The organism is Lelliottia nimipressuralis, from assembly GCF_004402045.1.
Taxonomy (GTDB): Bacteria; Pseudomonadota; Gammaproteobacteria; order Enterobacterales; family Enterobacteriaceae; genus Enterobacter; species Enterobacter chinensis.
Window position 1 is genome coordinate 685595 of sequence record NZ_SOMG01000030.1, and the last position, 16958, is coordinate 702552.

The 16958-nt window shown below is 55.1% G+C and carries 14 protein-coding genes and 1 pseudogene; 5 read left to right on the forward strand and 10 right to left on the reverse strand.

All coding sequences use genetic code 11. The annotated features are described in order from the left end of the window. Positions 1–30 precede the first annotated feature (30 nt). Positions 31–936 carry a LysR family transcriptional regulator gene (locus E3U32_RS20945; RefSeq protein ID WP_134350765.1) on the forward strand — a complete coding sequence of 302 codons (906 nt, stop codon included), beginning with the start codon at positions 31–33 and terminating at the stop codon, positions 934–936. A gap of 2 nt (positions 937–938) precedes the next feature. Here the strand turns inward: E3U32_RS20945 and E3U32_RS20950 are convergent, their stop codons facing one another. Continuing rightward, on the reverse strand, positions 939–2561 hold the full coding sequence (locus E3U32_RS20950) for a mechanosensitive ion channel family protein (protein WP_134350767.1): 1623 nt from the start codon (positions 2559–2561) through the stop codon (positions 939–941). Positions 2562–2760: 199 nt separating this feature from the next. Here E3U32_RS20950 and E3U32_RS20955 point away from each other — a divergent pair, with 199 nt between their 5' ends. Then, positions 2761–3342 (forward strand): hypothetical protein, encoded by a 582-nt coding sequence (locus E3U32_RS20955; RefSeq protein WP_286164437.1) that lies wholly within the window; start codon positions 2761–2763, stop codon positions 3340–3342. 43 nt (positions 3343–3385) lie between these two features. On the opposite strand, the gene silA is transcribed toward E3U32_RS20955, so the two are convergent. Genes silA through E3U32_RS20975 form a run of 4 tightly spaced genes read right to left on the reverse strand, consistent with a single transcriptional unit; the run spans position 3386 to position 9554 of the window. Then, the gene (gene silA, locus E3U32_RS20960; protein ID WP_134350770.1) at positions 3386–6526 is read right to left on the reverse strand and encodes a Cu(+)/Ag(+) efflux RND transporter permease subunit SilA; all 3141 of its coding nucleotides are present in this window, start codon (positions 6524–6526) and stop codon (positions 3386–3388) included. 10 nt (positions 6527–6536) lie between these two features. Then, positions 6537–7787, reverse strand: coding sequence for an efflux RND transporter periplasmic adaptor subunit (locus tag E3U32_RS20965; protein ID WP_134350336.1), 1251 nt, complete (start codon positions 7785–7787; stop codon positions 6537–6539). 11 nt (positions 7788–7798) lie between these two features. After that, positions 7799–8140, reverse strand: coding sequence for a cation efflux system protein CusF (gene cusF / locus E3U32_RS20970; protein ID WP_134350337.1), 342 nt, complete (start codon positions 8138–8140; stop codon positions 7799–7801). A 28-nt stretch (positions 8141–8168) separates the two neighbouring features. Beyond that, the gene (locus E3U32_RS20975; RefSeq protein WP_134350338.1) at positions 8169–9554 is read right to left on the reverse strand and encodes an efflux transporter outer membrane subunit; all 1386 of its coding nucleotides are present in this window, start codon (positions 9552–9554) and stop codon (positions 8169–8171) included. Positions 9555–9716: 162 nt separating this feature from the next. Between E3U32_RS20975 and E3U32_RS20980 the strand changes: the two genes are divergently transcribed. Together E3U32_RS20980 and E3U32_RS20985 are read left to right on the forward strand one after the other, a co-directional pair. After that, entirely contained in the window at positions 9717–10400 is a 684-nt protein-coding gene (locus E3U32_RS20980) for a copper/silver response regulator transcription factor (protein ID WP_134350339.1), read from the forward strand. Next, positions 10390–11844 (forward strand): Cu(+)/Ag(+) sensor histidine kinase, encoded by a 1455-nt coding sequence (locus tag E3U32_RS20985; RefSeq protein WP_134350340.1) that lies wholly within the window; start codon positions 10390–10392, stop codon positions 11842–11844. Before E3U32_RS20980 ends, E3U32_RS20985 begins: the two co-directional genes overlap by 11 nt. 4 nt (positions 11845–11848) lie before the next feature. On the opposite strand, the gene E3U32_RS20990 is transcribed toward E3U32_RS20985, so the two are convergent. Then, on the reverse strand, positions 11849–12754 hold the full coding sequence (locus E3U32_RS20990) for a LysR family transcriptional regulator (protein WP_134350341.1): 906 nt from the start codon (positions 12752–12754) through the stop codon (positions 11849–11851). 117 nt (positions 12755–12871) lie between these two features. Between E3U32_RS20990 and E3U32_RS20995 the strand changes: the two genes are divergently transcribed. Then, positions 12872–14287 (forward strand): MFS transporter, encoded by a 1416-nt coding sequence (locus E3U32_RS20995; protein WP_134350342.1) that lies wholly within the window; start codon positions 12872–12874, stop codon positions 14285–14287. A gap of 135 nt (positions 14288–14422) precedes the next feature. Here E3U32_RS20995 and E3U32_RS21000 read toward each other — a convergent pair. The 4 genes and pseudogenes from E3U32_RS21000 to E3U32_RS21015 form a co-directional block, all read right to left on the reverse strand. Further along, a pseudogene (locus E3U32_RS21000) lies at positions 14423–14908 on the reverse strand (Hcp family type VI secretion system effector). 21 nt (positions 14909–14929) lie between these two features. Beyond that, positions 14930–15364, reverse strand: coding sequence for a hypothetical protein (locus tag E3U32_RS21005; protein ID WP_134350343.1), 435 nt, complete (start codon positions 15362–15364; stop codon positions 14930–14932). After that, the gene (locus tag E3U32_RS21010; protein ID WP_134350344.1) at positions 15342–15734 is read right to left on the reverse strand and encodes a polymorphic toxin type 44 domain-containing protein; all 393 of its coding nucleotides are present in this window, start codon (positions 15732–15734) and stop codon (positions 15342–15344) included. Before E3U32_RS21010 ends, E3U32_RS21005 begins: the two co-directional genes overlap by 23 nt. A gap of 227 nt (positions 15735–15961) precedes the next feature. Continuing rightward, positions 15962–16957, reverse strand: coding sequence for a DUF2891 domain-containing protein (locus tag E3U32_RS21015; RefSeq protein ID WP_134350345.1), 996 nt, complete (start codon positions 16955–16957; stop codon positions 15962–15964). Position 16958: the final 1 nt, after the last annotated feature.

The window sequence follows — 16958 nt, forward strand, 5'->3', positions numbered from 1 at the left end:
CTTAACGCCGCAAAAGGAAAACTATTCTGTATGCAAATAAGCAGAGCTGATGTAGCCGATCTCATTTATTTCATGGCTATTGCACGTCATCGCAGTTTCAGCCGTGCGGCGATTGAATTAGGTGTCAGTGCATCAGCGCTTAGTCATGCCCTGAAGGGACTGGAAACCCGGCTCGGGGTTCGCCTCCTTAATCGCACGACCAAGAGCGTTACACCTACGGCAGCAGGTCAAGAACTGGTTCAGTCTGTCCTTCAGCCTTTCGACATGATAGAAGGCGCGCTTGAATCGCTTAACCGGTATCGTAATACCCCTACCGGACGTATCCGCATCAATGCTGCCGTTGAAGCGGCCAATCTTTTGCTTGCGCCGGTCATGCCCGCTTTTATGGATCGCTATCCCGATATTGAAATCGATATTGTGGCCAGCAACCGTATGGTTGACGTCACTGATGCTGGCTTTGATGCCGGTATCCGATATGGTGGCACCGTCCCGGAAGACATGGTTGCCCGGCGTTTATCTGCAGATATTCGCTGGGTTATCGCAGCATCCCCCGACTACCTGGAACGTTACGGAATACCTGAGCATCCTGATGATTTGTTACACCATCGCTGTATAAGCAATCGTCTCGGCGACGATCGGATTTATCGCTGGGAACTTGAGCGAGACGGCGAAACGTACCAAATCACTGTGCCAGGCTCAATGACGGTCAACCAGGCTGAAACGGGCCTTGTGGCCGTATTAGGCGGGGCCGGCCTGATGTATTTTCCGGAGCCTCTTGTTGCACCCTATGTGAAGGATGGGCGGCTCCGCCTGGTGCTTACGGAATGGTCCCCGCTCGAGGAAGGTTTTCATATCTATTATTCAAGCCGTCGGCAACTGCCGACCGGGCTCCGCCTTCTGATTGAGTTCATACAGGAGGCCAGGCCGCTGGGTTAGCGTTATTCACTAGATTTCTCACCCTGCGGCGGCGAAGCTGGCGCAGCATACCAGTTGTTCTTCTCCACCATAACGGTGCCCTTCGGCTGCATGACAAAGTTTGGCGACATGATCTGGACATTAAATTCGTTGAAGACGTCCTGAATGTGGCTGTGCAGTTCATTACGGGCGACGGCAAGGGATTGGTTCGGCAAAAGCCGAACCTGTAGCTCATAAGCGATATACCAGTCCATCAATCCTAACTGCCTCACCAGCGGCGGTTCAGAAAGGTCGATACCTTTTGCCCGCTTTGCGGCAAGTTCCAGCATGGCATGCACCTGTCGCCACGGCGTGTCATAACCAATGGTAACGCCTACCGTCAGGTTGATACCGCTATCCGGTTGCTGCGCGCTCAAATTGGTTATTTTTCCACTCACCACAACCGCGTTAGGCACGGTCACGACGTAGTTCTCCCGGGTGATTATTTTGGTGGCGAGCATGCCGATTTCACTGACCTTTCCTTCGTTATCCGCAACGCGGATAACATCACCTTTGCGCAGCGCGCGAGAATAAATAAGCACCAGGCCGCTCATGGCATGGTTCATGATGCCTGCCGATCCCAGCGTTAACATCAGGCCAAAGAAAACGCTTATGCCCTTAAATGCCAGCGAGTTCGCACCGGGTAGAAACGGATACGCAGCTGAAAGCGCAAAGAGCCAGACGGCAACGGATATCAACTTGCGGGTGGCGCCCACGGTTTCAGGGTGGATGCCGGGCAGTTGTAACCGCCCTGCTTCTACCTGGTTGAGCACCATTTTGAGAAGTTTAAGAATGAACGCAGTAATCAGGAAAATGATCAGAACAATCATCAGCCCTGGTAATGCTGAGACGATGGATAAGGCAATTTGCCGCACGACGCGAATCGACCAATCCCCCAGCGACGTGCCCCATACGCGCGTCCATGGAAACAGGCTGAATACCCAGCTAAGCCAGATATAAAAGGCAATTAGCCCCAGAACGATCATTAACAGGGCAAACAGTTTGATTTCAATGGCACCGATGTATCGCCTCCAGCTGTGCGGTACCCAACTGCGGTTTTCCATAATGCGCCGCCGAAAAATGCGACGGAACCCACGCCAGGAACGCCAGGCGCCGTAGTAGAGAAGCCCTAATACCAGCAGGCCAGCGGCTGTTTTTACCACCGAGAGAGCCAGCCATGCCGGATTGAATTGATCGCGCAAAGCGGTGCGTTGCGCTTCCAGCCGCGTTAACACACGTTCTGCGGCCTGATCGAGGGTGAGATCGTCCCCTTCATCAAGATCGGCTTCAGTCAGAAGCATCACTGGCTTACTGTTCATCACAATCAACCGTCCCTGCTGGTTGTAACGGGTAACAGGGATAATCTTCAGTGGTTCGCGAACATCGGCCTGGGTAAAGTTGCGCAATGTATTACGAATACGCAAAACACGTTCTTCCGGGGTGGTAAGGCCAAACTTCGCCTGCAGCATGACAACAGGTTGATGGAAAATGTAGACCGTGCGAGCACGCTCCTGCTCGGTGGGCTCCTGGCGAGGTTCTGCGGCAGAAGCATAAAATGTGATTGAGGCGAAAAGATAGGTTAACGCTGCCAGCAGGATCCTGTTCATCACCACTACCCCAGAGGCTAAATTCTTATTATTTTTCAGGACACCCGTGAATGGCAGGTCTCGTTTTTCAGCATAGACCACCCTTTCGCTTCTGCAACGCCTGCCTGAAGCATATTATTCGCTGTCTGGTGTGCTATCGCTGCCTATGGGTTTATTCCCTTTTATTTGCCCGCACACAAAATTAGAAAGGAATAACACGTTGATTATTAGCAGGATTAAAAAATCCCCCCGTCGACTGCAACACTGTAACGAGGTGGCCGCCAGGATAGACAATGCCGCCCCGACACAGCTGCAGCAGCTCAAGACGCAGCTGGCCAACGAAATGGGCAAACCTGTGGGTCTACACACCATGGGTATTCCTGCGGCGGTCAGTACGCTCGGGGTGATTGTCAGTTTCGCCATTCCGCAGCTGTGGCTTGGGTATGGCGTACTCGCCGCACTCGGCCAGCCAGCCGAACGCGCATTCGTGTGGGTTGTGCTGATCGCCCTGCTGTTCGCCGGCATTAATGGCGTGACCATATTTATGATTGGCAAAGGCAGCATGCGCGCCGTGCGGTTACACCTTACGCTGGCGGTAATAAGCCTGGTATTAACGGCAGCCTATCTGCTGGTCGCGCTGAGCGGTAGCGCTGCTCCGGGCGTCAGCCTGACTGCGGCGCTGGTGAGTATTGTCATGCTGGGGCTTAGCGGCAGCTGTATCCTCTCTACCGCTTTCTATAAAATGCTGCTGTTTACTCTTCATAACAGAGCCTGGCGCAAGCTTATTAGCCAGACGCGCTAAGAATTCATCCCGTAAAAATCCCGCCGCTACCGGCGGGATTTTTTTATGGCTTTTTATGCCTGCGCAACCAGATTAACTTATACGCCGCAGGAATAATAAACAGCGATAACAGCGGCGCCGTAATCATCCCGCCAATCATGGGCGCTGCTATCCGGCTCATGACCTCGGAACCAGCACCGGTACCCCAGAGAATGGGCAGCAGACCGGCAATAATCACCGCGACGGTCATCGCCTTTGGCCGCACACGCAGCACGGCGCCATGATAAAGGGCGTCATCAAGCCCCTGTTCGGTGAATGTTTCGCGCTGGGACAACGCGGGATGCGCTTCAATGGCATGGCGTAAATACATCAGCATAACCACCCCAAACTCTGCCGCCACCCCGGCCAGAGCGATAAACCCGGTGCCGGTTGCGACAGACATATGGAAGCCTTGCCAGTACAGGAACCATATCCCTCCGACCAGCGCGAAAGGCAGGCTTATCAGGATCAGCAACGCCTCATCCACGCGTCGGAACGCCAGATAGAGCAGAATGAAGATGATGATCACCGTCATCGGCACCATCAGCTTCAGCTTCTTGTTGGCATGCTCAAGCAGTTCAAACTGTCCGGAGAACGACACGCTGGTTCCCGGTCTGAGTTTTACGTTCTGACTGATGGCGGTCTTAATGTCGTTCACCACCGACACCATATCCCTGCCGCGGGCATCGATATATATCCAGCTCGCAGGTCGGGCATTTTCCGTTTTCAGCATCGTGGGGCCGGAAACCACGTTAATCTCCGCGACGTCGCCCAGCGTGATTTGCTGCTTCATCGGCGTCAGGATCGGCATCTGCTTTAACGCGCTCGGGCTGTTCCGGTAGTCCTGGGGATAGCGAATATTAATCGGGTACCGGGCGACGCCTTCCACCGTTTCACCCACCGTCGCACCGCCGATGGCCGATGAAACAAACAGCTGCACATCGCCCACCGTCATCCCGTAACGGGAGGCTTTTTCCCGGTTGATATCGATATCAATATAGCGCCCGCCCTCCAGACGTTCAGCCAGGGCCGACACCACGCCCGGTACCGTTTTGGCTACCGCCTCAATGCTCTGCGCCGTCGCGTCGATATCCGACAGAACGGTCCCTGACACCTTGATACCAATTGGGCTTTTGATCCCGGTGGAAAGCATGTCGATACGGTTGCGGATCGGCGGTACCCAGAGGTTCGCCAGGCCAGGCAAACGAACGGTCTTGTCGAGTTCGTCAATAATCTTGTCAATCGTCATGCCGGGCCGCCATTCATTCTCCGGTTTGAGCTGAATGGTAGTTTCCACCATTTCAAGCGGCGCGGAGTCCGTTGCGGTCTCTGCTTTACCCGTTTTACCAAACACAGAGGCCACTTCAGGGACGGTCTTGATGAGCTTGTCGGTGGTCTGTAACAGCGCCGCCGCTTCTGCCGGAGAGACGCCCGGCAGTGTTGACGGCATATACAGCAGGTCACCTTCGTTGATCTTTGGCAAGAACTCGCCGCCCACCTGGCTCAGTGGCCAGATAACCGTGAAGATGGACAAGGCCGCAACCAGCAGGGTTGTTTTTGGCCAGTGGAGCACCCTAGTCAGTAACGGATGGTAGGCGTTAATCAACAGTCGGTTCAGCGGGTTACTGTTCTCTGCGGGTATTTTCCCCCGGATCCAGAACCCCATCAGAATCGGAATGACGATAATGGCCAGAGCGGCTGCGCCCGCCATGGCGTACGTTTTCGTAAAGGCCAGCGGACCAAACAGCCGCCCTTCCTGCCCCTCAAGGGTAAAAATCGGAATGAAGGATAAGGTAATGATCAGCAGGCTGATAAACAGTGCAGGCCCCACTTCAACGGAGGCATTGGTGATGACGTTCCAGCGCGTGGCGTTATCAATGTCTTCACCGGGATGCTGATGATCCCACTCTTCCAGCCGTTTATGCGCATTTTCAATCATCACGATGGCGGCATCCACCATCGCACCGACGGCAATGGCAATGCCTCCCAGCGACATAATATTGGCGTTCAGCCCCTGGAAGTGCATGACGATAAAGGCGATACACAGGCCAAGCGGCAGAGAGATAATCGCCACCAGCGCGGAGCGGATGTGCCAGAGGAACAGCGCGCAGACGATGGCCACCACGATAAACTCTTCGAGAAGCTTGCCGCTCAGGTTATCAATAGCCCGGTCGATGAGCTGGCTGCGATCGTAGGTCGTGACAATCTCAACGCCTTCCGGCAGGCTGGCCTTCAGCGTCTCCAGCTTGTCTTTTACCGCCGTAATGACTTCGCGCGCGTTTTTGCCCGAACGCAGGATCACCACGCCACCCGCCACTTCACCCTGCCCGTTGAGTTCGGCAATACCGCGGCGCATTTCCGGCCCCGTTTGTATGCGGGCAACGTCGCGCAGGTAAATCGGCACACCGTTCTCGGCGGTTTTCAGGACGATGTTATTGAAATCGTCCATCGTCTGCAGATAGCCGCTGGCGCGGACCATATACTCCGCTTCTGCCATTTCAACTGACGATCCCCCTGCTTCCTGGTTAGACGACTCAAGGGCCTGCTTAACCTCGGGCAGGCTGATGCCATACTGAGCCAGCTTTAACGGGTTCACCTGAATCTGATACTGCTTCACCACGCCGCCGACCGAGGCTACCTCAGCGACGTTCGGGATAGTTTTCAGCTCGAACTTGAGGAACCAGTCCTGCAACGAGCGCAACTCTGCGAGATCGTGTTTTCCGCTGCGATCCACCAGCGCATATTCAAAGATCCAGCCCACGCCCGTGGCATCCGGGCCGATTTCGGAGCTCACGCCGGCAGGCAGTTTGCCCTGAACCTGGTTCAGGTACTCCAGCACGCGAGAACGGGCCCAGTACAGATCGGTTCCGTCTTCAAAAATGACATACACGTACGAATCACCGAACTGAGAAAACCCGCGCACGGTCTTAGCGCCGGGAACCGACAACATCGTAGTGGTGAGCGGATACGTGACCTGGTTTTCAACAATCTGCGGGGCCTGGCCGGGATAGCTGGTTTTGATAATCACCTGAACGTCAGACAGATCGGGCAAGGCATCGACCGGCGTGTTGATGATGGTCCATGTCCCCCAGACGCTGAGGAACAGCGCGCCCATCATGACCAGGAAACGGTTGGCGACCGACCGCCGGATAATCCATTCAATCATCATCGTCTCCTTAATGGCCTGAATGCGCGTCGTCAGCGGTTTCAGCCTGACGCATGCGCTCCAGCGCGCCGGTAATATTGGCCTCCGAGTCAATCAGGAACAGACCGCTCACCACCACCGAATCCCCTTCATTCAGGCCAGAGCCGATACCGGACTGTTGCTGAGATTCATGCAGAACGTGGACAGGCTTCGGCACAAAGCGCCCTTCTGCATCAACGGTAATGACCCGCTGCTCTTTGCCGGTATCGATAACGGCCTGGGACGGGATCAGCAGCATTTCCTGACTTTGGGTATTCAGCTTCAGGTACGCATTCATGCCCGGCTTCAGCAGTTCATCTTTGTTAGAGACCTGCAGGCGCACCTGCAGCGTACGGGTGGTTTGATCCACGCTCGGCAGAAGGCTCCATTTTTCAACCGGGAAGGTTTTATCCGGATAAGCCGGTACCGAAATGGCAAACTGCGAGGTGTCTTTCAGCAGATAAGCAATCGACTCAGGGACCGCCGCGCTGATCCAGACCGGATCCATCCCCTGGATCTGCGCCACTACCTTATCTTTGGAAATATTCATGCCGGTGCGCAGGTCAAAGGCCGTGATGACCCCATCAATCGGCGCCTTGATGGTAAAGCGGGTCTGGATAGTGCGGGTCGCACGCAGCCTCTGAATATCGTCATCCGGCATGCCGGCCAGCCGAAGCCGTTCCAGGACCCCTTTTATCTGCGTGGGCGTACCGCCGGTACCGGAAAGCAGCAGGAACTCGCTCTGGGCTTCGACCCAGTCCGGGATCGTGATATCAACAAGCGGCGTGCCTTTCTTCACCTTATCGCCGAGGGTCAGCGGATACACTTTCTCAACGAATCCTTCCGCGCGCGCCTGCACAATGACAAACTGATAGTCGTTATAGCTGACGTTCGCCGGGATCGTCTGGGCATAATTCAGCGTTCCGCGCGTCACCTTTTGCGTTTTTAATCCCAGGTTCTGGACCTGCGTCGGGTCAATACGGATACCGGCACCGCTTTTTTCGTCATTCTCATCCGCGTATTTCGGCACCAGATCCATATCCATAAACGGCGATTTACCGGGCTTATCGAATTTAACGTCGGGCTTCATCGGGTCATACCAGAAAAGCACTTTTCTTTCAGGCGCGCTATTTTCTGTTTTTGCCGATGAATGAAGAGCCTGCCATGCCGTCACCGAGAACAGCCCTCCCGCAATAAGGCTACTGACTATCACGGCAGCGTATTTTATTTTCAAAGAGGCCATGCCGTTTCTCGCTATTTAATGCTCTTCAGTAAAGAGAGATTGCCCTGCTGAATAAACGAGAAATTCACGTGACTGCCGACTTTTAAGGCCTTGATACTCTCGTCCGACTGAATAAAGGTGAAGCGCATGGTCATCGCGGGCCAGCCAATTTCCGGGATGGCTTCATGAGAAATCGTGACTTTTTTGTTCGTGAGATCGATGTCCTTCACGATGCCCGTCCCGGTGACGATCTGCTCTGAGGTCCCTTCGCTGGCGGCATTCATCTCCGCGTGCTGATGAACCTCAGCCTGGAGGCCGGCAGAATACATAATGGAGATTGCACCGAATACAACGGCCTTAAGTGAATTGCGCATGTTTATTTTCCTGTTTAATTAAATGAGGTTATTCGACCCAACCGCCGCCCAGCGCGGTGAAGAGATTAATTTCATTAACCTGTCGGGCATAAATAAGGTCGAGAATGTTTTGCTGTGTGGAAAACAGCGAGCGTTCCGCGTCTAGTACTTCGATATAGCTGACCGCGCCGCTGGAATATAACCCTCTGGCACGCTGCAGGGTGATGTTTAGCGAATCAAGATACCGCTGCTGCGCAGCAAGCTGCTGGCTGAGGCTGTCCCGCAGCGCGAGCGCGTCGGCGACCTGTTTAAAGGCGGACTGAATTTTTTGTTCGTAATTCACAACCGACTGCTGCTGGCGAATTTCGGCCAGCTTCAGGTTGGCTTTATTCCTGCCCGCATTAAAAATGGGAATGTCTATTTTAGGAATAAAGTTCCACATGCCGCTTCCGGGCGTAAAAAGGCTGGATAACTCCGTGCTGCTTGTGGAAAGCCCGCTGGTCAGGGAAATGGACGGGAAAAAGGCAGCGCGCGCCGCACCAATATTCGCATCGGCCGCTTTAAGCTGATACTCCGCCTCCATAATATCCGGGCGCTGCAGCAGGATTGCCGATGAAAGACGCGGCGGCAGCGTTACCGGCGCAATATCGCTGGCGTTCATTCCGCCGTCGCCCGGTAGCGCACGATACGTTCCGAGGACCAGCTGCAGGGCATTACTGGCCTGCGCCAGCTCTCCCTCTCTTTTAGCAATATCTGCCCGGGTACTTTCGATCTGCCCCCGGGCCTGTTCCAGCGCCAGGACGTTCGTGCTGCCCGTCACCAGCTGTTGCTCAACAAAAGCGTAAGACTGCTGGTAATTTTTCAGCGTTTCCCGCGCGATACGCAGCTGTTTATACGCCAGCTGCTGGTTGAAATAGCTCTGCGACACGTTAGAGACAAGCAGAATATGCACGGCGCGACGGGCTTCTTCGCTGGCAAAAAAGTTTTGTCGGTCAGCATCGCTCATGTTCTTCAGCTTGCCGAAAAAGTCGAGTTCGTAGCTAAGCGCAAGACCCGCGTCGTACTGCTGTGCGGTGGATTTGTCACTTGTCAGCCCCCCGCTGTAAGTGATGCCCGAGGAGGCATTCAGCTGAGGATAACGATCCGCATCCGTCACGTTGAACTGGGCCCGGGCTTCTTCAACCTTCAGGGCGGCCATTTTTACATCGCGGTTGTTCTTCAGGGCTTCTGTAATCAATCCTGCTATCTGAGGGTCGACGAAGAAGTTGCGCCAGCCGGTGTCCTGATACCCGGCCACCGAAGGCGTCAGGCCGTTACGCGAGAGCGAAAACTGCTGGGGTACCGGTGACGCCGGGCGCTGATATTCAGGGGCCAGCGAGACGCAGCCTGCCAGGATCAATACCGTACTGATGCTTAGTCGTTTTAACAGGAACATAGCGGTTCAAATGAATTCCAGAGTATTTTTAGGGCTACTCTACTGAACGCATCCTGTTTGACGGGTGACAGGATAATGACAATGTTGTCATTTATGGCGTAAGTCATTGTTAACGGTCGCGAGCGCAATAGAATGTCATCAGCAGCCAGTCAGGGGAGCAAGATGAAAATACTGATCGTTGAAGATGAGAAGAAAACCGGTGAGTACCTCAGCAAGGGGCTGACTGAGGCGGGGTTTGTCGTGGACCACGCGGATAACGGCCTGACCGGGTACCACCTCGCCATGACTGCGGAATATGACCTGCTGATTCTGGATATCATGTTGCCCGATGTGAACGGCTGGGATATTGTCCGCATGCTCCGCTCTGCCGGCAAAGGGATGCCCATCCTGCTGCTGACGGCGCTCGGCACGATTGAACACCGGGTTAAGGGGCTTGAGCTGGGTGCTGATGATTACCTGATTAAGCCTTTTGCCTTTGCTGAACTGCTCGCCCGGGTCAGGACGCTGCTAAGACGCGGGAATACGGTGATTGCACAAAGCCAGCTTCAGGCGGCTGACCTGACGGTTGACCTGGTGTCGAGAAAAGTGAGCCGGGCGGGCAATCGCATCCTGCTCACCAGCAAGGAGTTCAGCCTGCTGGAGTTTTTCATGCGTCATCAGGGCGAGGTGCTTCCCCGCTCCCTGATTGCCTCCCAGGTGTGGGACATGAATTTTGACAGCGACACGAACGCGATTGACGTGGCGGTAAAGCGGCTGCGTGCGAAAGTCGATAACGATTTTGAACCGAAGCTGATCCAGACGGTGCGCGGCGTGGGCTATATGCTGGAGGTGCCGGATGCGCGTTAAGCTCCCCAGGCGCCCTTTTTCTCTCGCCCTGCGGCTGACCTTTTTTATCAGTCTCTCCACGATCCTGGCCTTCTTCGCCTTTACCTGGTTTATGCTGCATTCCGTTGAAAAGCATTTCGCCGAGCAGGATATCAGCGACCTGCAGCAAATCAGCACCGCGATGCACCGCATACTGCAATCCCCGGCCGATCCCGATCAAAAGAAAATCAGTAAGATCAAAGAGTCGATCGCCAGCTACCGCAACGTTGCCGTTCTGCTTCTGGATCCGCAGGGAAATACCCTGTTCAGCTCGGCACAGGGGGCGGCATTACGCCCGGCGATGAACACGGCGAACTTTAGCGAACATCGTCAGGCACAGGATGTGTTTCTCTGGACGGTCGAGGGCCAGACGCCAGCCATGCATGCCGGGTCCGACATGAAGATGGAAACCTACCGGATTATCGCCTCTTCAGGAACGGCGACGCTGCAGGGCAAAACGCAAAGCTACGTCATGCTGATCGGGCTCTCCATTAATTTTCATCTGCACTACCTGGAGGCGCTGAAAAAGAATCTGCTGGCGATTGCCGCGGCGATCAGCCTGCTGATTGTGCTTGTTATTCGCATCGCGGTTCGCCAGGGACATTTACCCCTGCGTAATGTCAGCACCGCCATTAAAAATATCACCTCCGAAAACCTGGATGCGCGACTGGAGCCGTCCCGCGTCCCCGTTGAGCTGGAGCAACTCGTTATTTCGTTCAACCATATGATGGGGAAAATAGAAGATGTCTTTACCCGACAGGCTAATTTTTCCGCCGATATCGCGCACGAAATCAGAACGCCCATCACCAACCTGGTGACGCAAACTGAAATCGCGCTGAGCCAGCACCGGACGCAGAAGGAGCTGGAAGATGTGCTGTACTCCAGCCTGGAAGAGTACAACCGGATGACCCGGATGGTCAGCGATATGCTCTTCCTGGCGCAGGCGGACAACAATCAGCTGATCCCTGACCGGGTGATGTTTGATCTGAGCGCTGAGGTGATGAAAGTCTTCGACTTCTTCGAGGCCTGGGCGGAAGAGCGCAACGTCACGCTGGCCTTTAACGGGGTGCCCTGCCTGATAGAAGGCGACCCGCAGATGTTCAGAAGAGCAATCAATAATCTGTTATCCAACGCCCTGCGCTATACCCCAGCGGGCAAAACGGTGACGGTCGCCATCAGAAAACGGGATAACGACGTTGAGCTGGTGACAGAAAATCCCGGCACGCCAATCCCGCAGGAACATCTGTCGAAGCTGTTTGACCGCTTTTACCGCGTCGATCCGTCCAGACAGCGTAAGGGGGAAGGCAGCGGGATTGGGCTTGCCATCGTGAAGTCCATCGTCACCGCGCATCACGGTAAAGTCCGCGTGGAATCGGATGCGGTGTCGACGCGCTTCATCCTCACCGTACCGGGAAAGGTTGCCTGAGCCGTCAGCGCACATCGCGGCACACCTCCAGCACCTTCTCTCTGAGCCACCGGTGCCCCGGATCCCTCTCCATGCGTGGGTGCCACATCTGTGAAACCGTAATGGTTCGGGTCTTAAAGGGCAGTTCAAAGACGTGTACGCGCTCGGTCATCGGCTGGTTGAGCAGGTACAGCGCCGGCACCATGGCAACCAGATCGGAGGCCAGCGCCACGGACAGCGCCGTCGGAAAACCGGGTACCACGCTGGCGACCTTGCGTTTCAGCCCGCGCTCCGCCAGCGCCTCATCGACAAACCCGTGTAGCGATCCGTCCGGTGAGGCCACCACATGGCCCCAGGCGATATAATCGCTCAGGCTGACTTCAGGCTGTGATGACAGCGGGTGTCCCTTACGCACCGCGCCAACAAACCGATCCTGAAAGAGCCTTTGCAGCCGTATTTCAGGCCCCATATTGCCCTGCACGCCGATCTCCAGATCGACAAGCCCCTCACGCAAATAGCGCGACGTTTTTTCAGGTTTCGGCGAGAAACGGATGCACACCCCGGGGGCAACGCTCGCCACTGCGGCAATAAGCAGTGGCCCAAAGGCCACCACAAAACCGTCGTTAGCGCGGATGGTGAACAGCCGCTCGAGGCTTTCCACCTTCAGCGCATCGGTGGAGGGCTGCAGCACCGCCCTCGCCTCATGCACCGCGCTTCTGGCGCGGTCCCGGGTGGCTTCGGCCCAGGGCGTCAGCACCATATGTCGACCGGCCCGCACCATAATAGGATCGCCGGTCACCTCCCGCAGCCTGCTCAGGGTGCGGCTCATGGCGGAGGTGCTCAGGTTTAAGCGCCGCGCCGCGCCCGCCACGCTGGCTTCTGCCAGCAGAATGTCGAGCGCAACCAGAAGGTTAAAATCAGGATCGGACACGGTAAATCCTCAGATAAGGCGTTATATGCAACGATAAAGTGCAAACGCTGCGTCTTCCGCCCTGTATACCGCATGACTATAGTTTCGTCATCAATATTCTTATCCGGAGTGACGACGATGACGCTATTTTCAAACCTGCCCGGCGATGAAGGTCTACCCGGGCATGAACGCGCCCGGGTTCTGGCCGCCGTCATGACCACCACGCTAATGGGCGTCTTTGACGGCACCATGATCAACATCGCGCTGCCCTCTATGGCAAGGGCAATGGAGGTTCCCGCGAACGTTGCGGTCTGGTTCGCCAACGGCTATCTGCTGTCAGCGGCAATGACGCTAGCCATCTTCGCGGCGCTGGCGGCGCGCGTGGGCTATCGCCCGGTCTTTCTGGCCGGGCTTGCCACCTTTACGCTCACCTCTCTCGGCTGCGCGCTGGCAACCACGCCGGAAATGCTAACCGGTATGCGCATTCTGCAGGGCATCGGCGGCGCGGCCACTCTGAGTATCGCCCCGGCGATCCTGCGTTCCGTTTTCCCGGGACGGCTGCTTGGCCGCATTCTGGGGCTGCACGCCCTGCTTATCGCCTCCAGCACGGCGATTGCCCCCGTGCTGGGCGGGACGATACTGGACGCGCTGAGCTGGCAGTGGCTGTTCGCCATTAACATTATTCCCGGCAGCATCGCCCTGCTGCTGGCATGGCGTGCCTTGCCGCGGGAGTCGGCTGTTGACCGGTCATCCTTTGATGCGCCGGGCGCCGTGCTTTCGGCCGTACTGTTAGGTTCAGCAATCATGATGGCCAACAGCCTTCAGAGCGTAACGCAGCACGTTAGCCGGGAGGCGGTAGGCTGGGGGCTTCTCGCGCTGGTCAGCGCCCTCGCCTTTATCTGGCGTATCCGGCGCGCGCAAAATCCTTTACTGCCGCCGGTGATGTTCAAAAACGCCCGCTTTACCCTCGCCGCGCTGACCTCGCTGGCCTCGTTTGTGAGCCAGGGCATCACGTTTATCGCGCTGCCGTTTCTGTTTCAGAGCGTATATGGCTATAGCCCGGTGGTCTCCGCGCTGCTGTTCACCCCATGGCCGATTGGAATTGTGCTGATAGCGCCGCACGCGGGGCGTTGGGCAGATACGATTTCCGCGCCGCTGATTTCGACCCTCGGGCTGATGATTTTTGTCTGCGGGTTAGTCCTGCTGGCAACGTTGCCGGACAGCCCTTCCGCATGGAATATCTGCCTGCGAAGTCTGGTTTGCGGGATTGGCTTCGGCTGCTTCCAGAGCCCCAATAACCGGGAAATGCTCTCTAACGTGGCGCGGGAGCATGCCAGCTATGCCTCAGGGGTACTGTCGATTGTAAGGACATTCGGCCAGTGTCTTGGTGCCGCCGCGGTGGGCGTGCTGCTGGCCACGACGGCCGGGTCAGGCCATCAAACGTTTGATGACCGGGCCGTGCATTTTGCGCTATGGATAGCCGTCATCGCCTCGACGGGATCGGTGTTGTTTAGCCTGAGCAGGCTGCGCCCTGCGGTTCGGGCGTCAGCCTGATTCGCCCGGCGGCGCTACGCTTGCACGGGCCTACAACGGTGAAGAATGTAGGCCGGGTAAGCGCAGCGCCACCCGGCAAGAAAGACGGCTTAATTGTTGATGGCAGGGGTTGTCATCAATCTCAAGCTGCTGAACTTACGATATTGGACGTTCGTTCCACGCATCACTGAAATGAATATTACCGTCCAGAATTTTCCATGTGATTTTTGCATATCGCAAAGATACATTTTCCATGTGCCCAGTACCGGGGCAATCTCTTGTATCATGCATTATTGGAGTTATTGAAATGACTTTCACACCTTCCATAAGAATGTTGAAGTATTCCACTTACTGACCAGCATCATTGATGTGATAGAACTTTAATTCAGCACTTTGAAGCGTCTGACCAGTTGCTACTGCTTTGTATAGATAGGGTGAAGATGAATCAATTGCTTTTGTTAAACTGAAAGCTGAGTGTTGCCTAGTACCTGTAAGTTTACCTGTTGCTTCATCTGTTGGAATGCTCAGGTTATGGATCAGATCTCTAAGCTCTATACTTCCTTCACGGCCTGCAACATCAGAACCGCCACGGATCATTGCTCCGCCATCGTCTTTCAAAAAGAGGTGCACTGGTACAGCCATTTCTATAACTCCTTATGTTAATTAATCTCTTATTCCATTGGCTATGAGGTTAATTACAGGCATGATCGCTACACCATCGGCATAGAACAGATCCGAATTAGTGAATGAATAGACCTTGCCCGTGATTTTTACATTTACCGTGTTCCCATAAGCAGAAGCTGTAACAGTGCTTGTATTGGCTTCAAGGAATGGTGATCGATCTTCAAGGGCTTCCATAATGTTCCCGCTGTTGTCTTTATCCAAGTAGAAGCGGTAAACATCCGACACCGTAGCGCCTCCATCATCATATTTTGTTATGTACAGTGTCACGGAATCAGATAGTTTCTGTTTACTGACAAAGCTATCGTGAGGTGGTGCATTAAAATAATATTGGTATGCCAGAAACCCACAAACAACGAGTAATAGAATCGATGTGAGTAAGCAATGAAGCCATTTAATAACCGTATTTCTTTGCATATTCAATTCCTTGCCTTATCCAAAACTGATCGTGAGGATCATCTCCATAAGGCGGTTTTTGATACCAGTGCCCCCATTTCTTTTTGGAAGTTTTAGCTCTTTCCTGCGCCCATCCAGCCCCCATCAATAACGTTTCTGATGGTATCCCGGCAGCATAACCAGCCGAACCATAATTGAAGTTCCCAAAGTTCGCTAACTCAGGGTGTCCTTGCTTGTAATCCCATGGCCCCCTATTTCTTACTTTTTGATAAAACCAAAAATAGGTTGTAGGGATAGCCATATTTCTACTCATACCATGCACTCTAGCAATCCTCATGTTTGCCAATACAAGCGCGATGCCTTCTTTTGGTAACAAAGGTATAACAGCCATATTAACCACTTACTTATCATGGGTATTGGGTCGATTATCGTACACTGTTGCGATAGTAAAAAAGATATCTGTTTCCGGAGAAACGACAGAAAAAAATATATCTAAGGTATTGATCGCATTAAAAATCAAAGAAGTTGAGGCGAAACAGAACTTTGGGTTAATAACTGTGCACTGCTGTTCGGCGTCAGCCTGATTCTGTGCAGCGCCTTGCGTCGCTGCACAGTCGTTTACTCCAGCGCCAGCAGCGCAAAGCTCGCCAGCCAGTGCCCGCCGCTGTAATGGCTGCCGACAACATGCTCGACGCTCGCCGTCAGGTGTTTCGCCACCGCATCACGCAGCGCCTGCTGCGCAGGATGGTTGGCGGGAAGCGCGCGGGCAATATGCTTCATGCACCACGCGCGGCTGAGGTTTAATCCGTCCAGATGGGCAATTTTCGGGTCGGTACGATCGCTCACCTCCGCCGGGTTCATCAGTGCCGCAACGGAGCCCACCTCCGGCAGAAACGCGTCAAACCAGGCCGGGAAGTCCGCCGACACTTTGCTCATCAGCAGCGCTTCCGTCAGTGCCCCGGAAATATACTCATCACCGCCGGGTTCGTAGTGCGCCGGATAGCGCGTGTCGGCGAGATAAAACCGCTCCGCCGCAGTCAGAATCGCCTGCTCAAGCGCGCGGTCTTCCACGGCACGGGCGTAATCGATCGCCAGCGCGAGGGCAAACGCCGTGTTGTAGTGGGTCCCGACGCGGATCGGATAAGTAAGCTTGCCGAGGTAATCCATCAGCCGGTTGCGAATGTCCTGGGTGAGCGGCTCCAGCATCTGATACCAGCCTGCGGCCTGCGGCAGCGACGACTGTTTCAGCTCCTGGGCCAGCGCCAGCAGCCAGCCGTAACCGTATGGCCGCTCAAACGAGGCGCGGAACGGTGCGGTGAAATAGGCCAGCTCTTTCGCCACGTTCTCTTCTGTCAGGTGCTCGTCAAAAAGCGCGACGATCGCATCCCGGCACGGCAATTCTGGATAAAGGCGCACGCAGCGCAGCAGCAGCCAGTAGCCGTGCACCGCCGAGTGCCAGTCGAAACAGCCGTAGAAAATCGGATGCAGTTCACGAGGCGGCAGCACGTCGCCATCATCATTCAGCAGGTGCATGATGTGGTTCGGGTATTCCTGGCGCAAATAGGTCAAAGGCATGCGGGCAAACGCGTCGGCCTGATGTTGCGTTAATTCCATA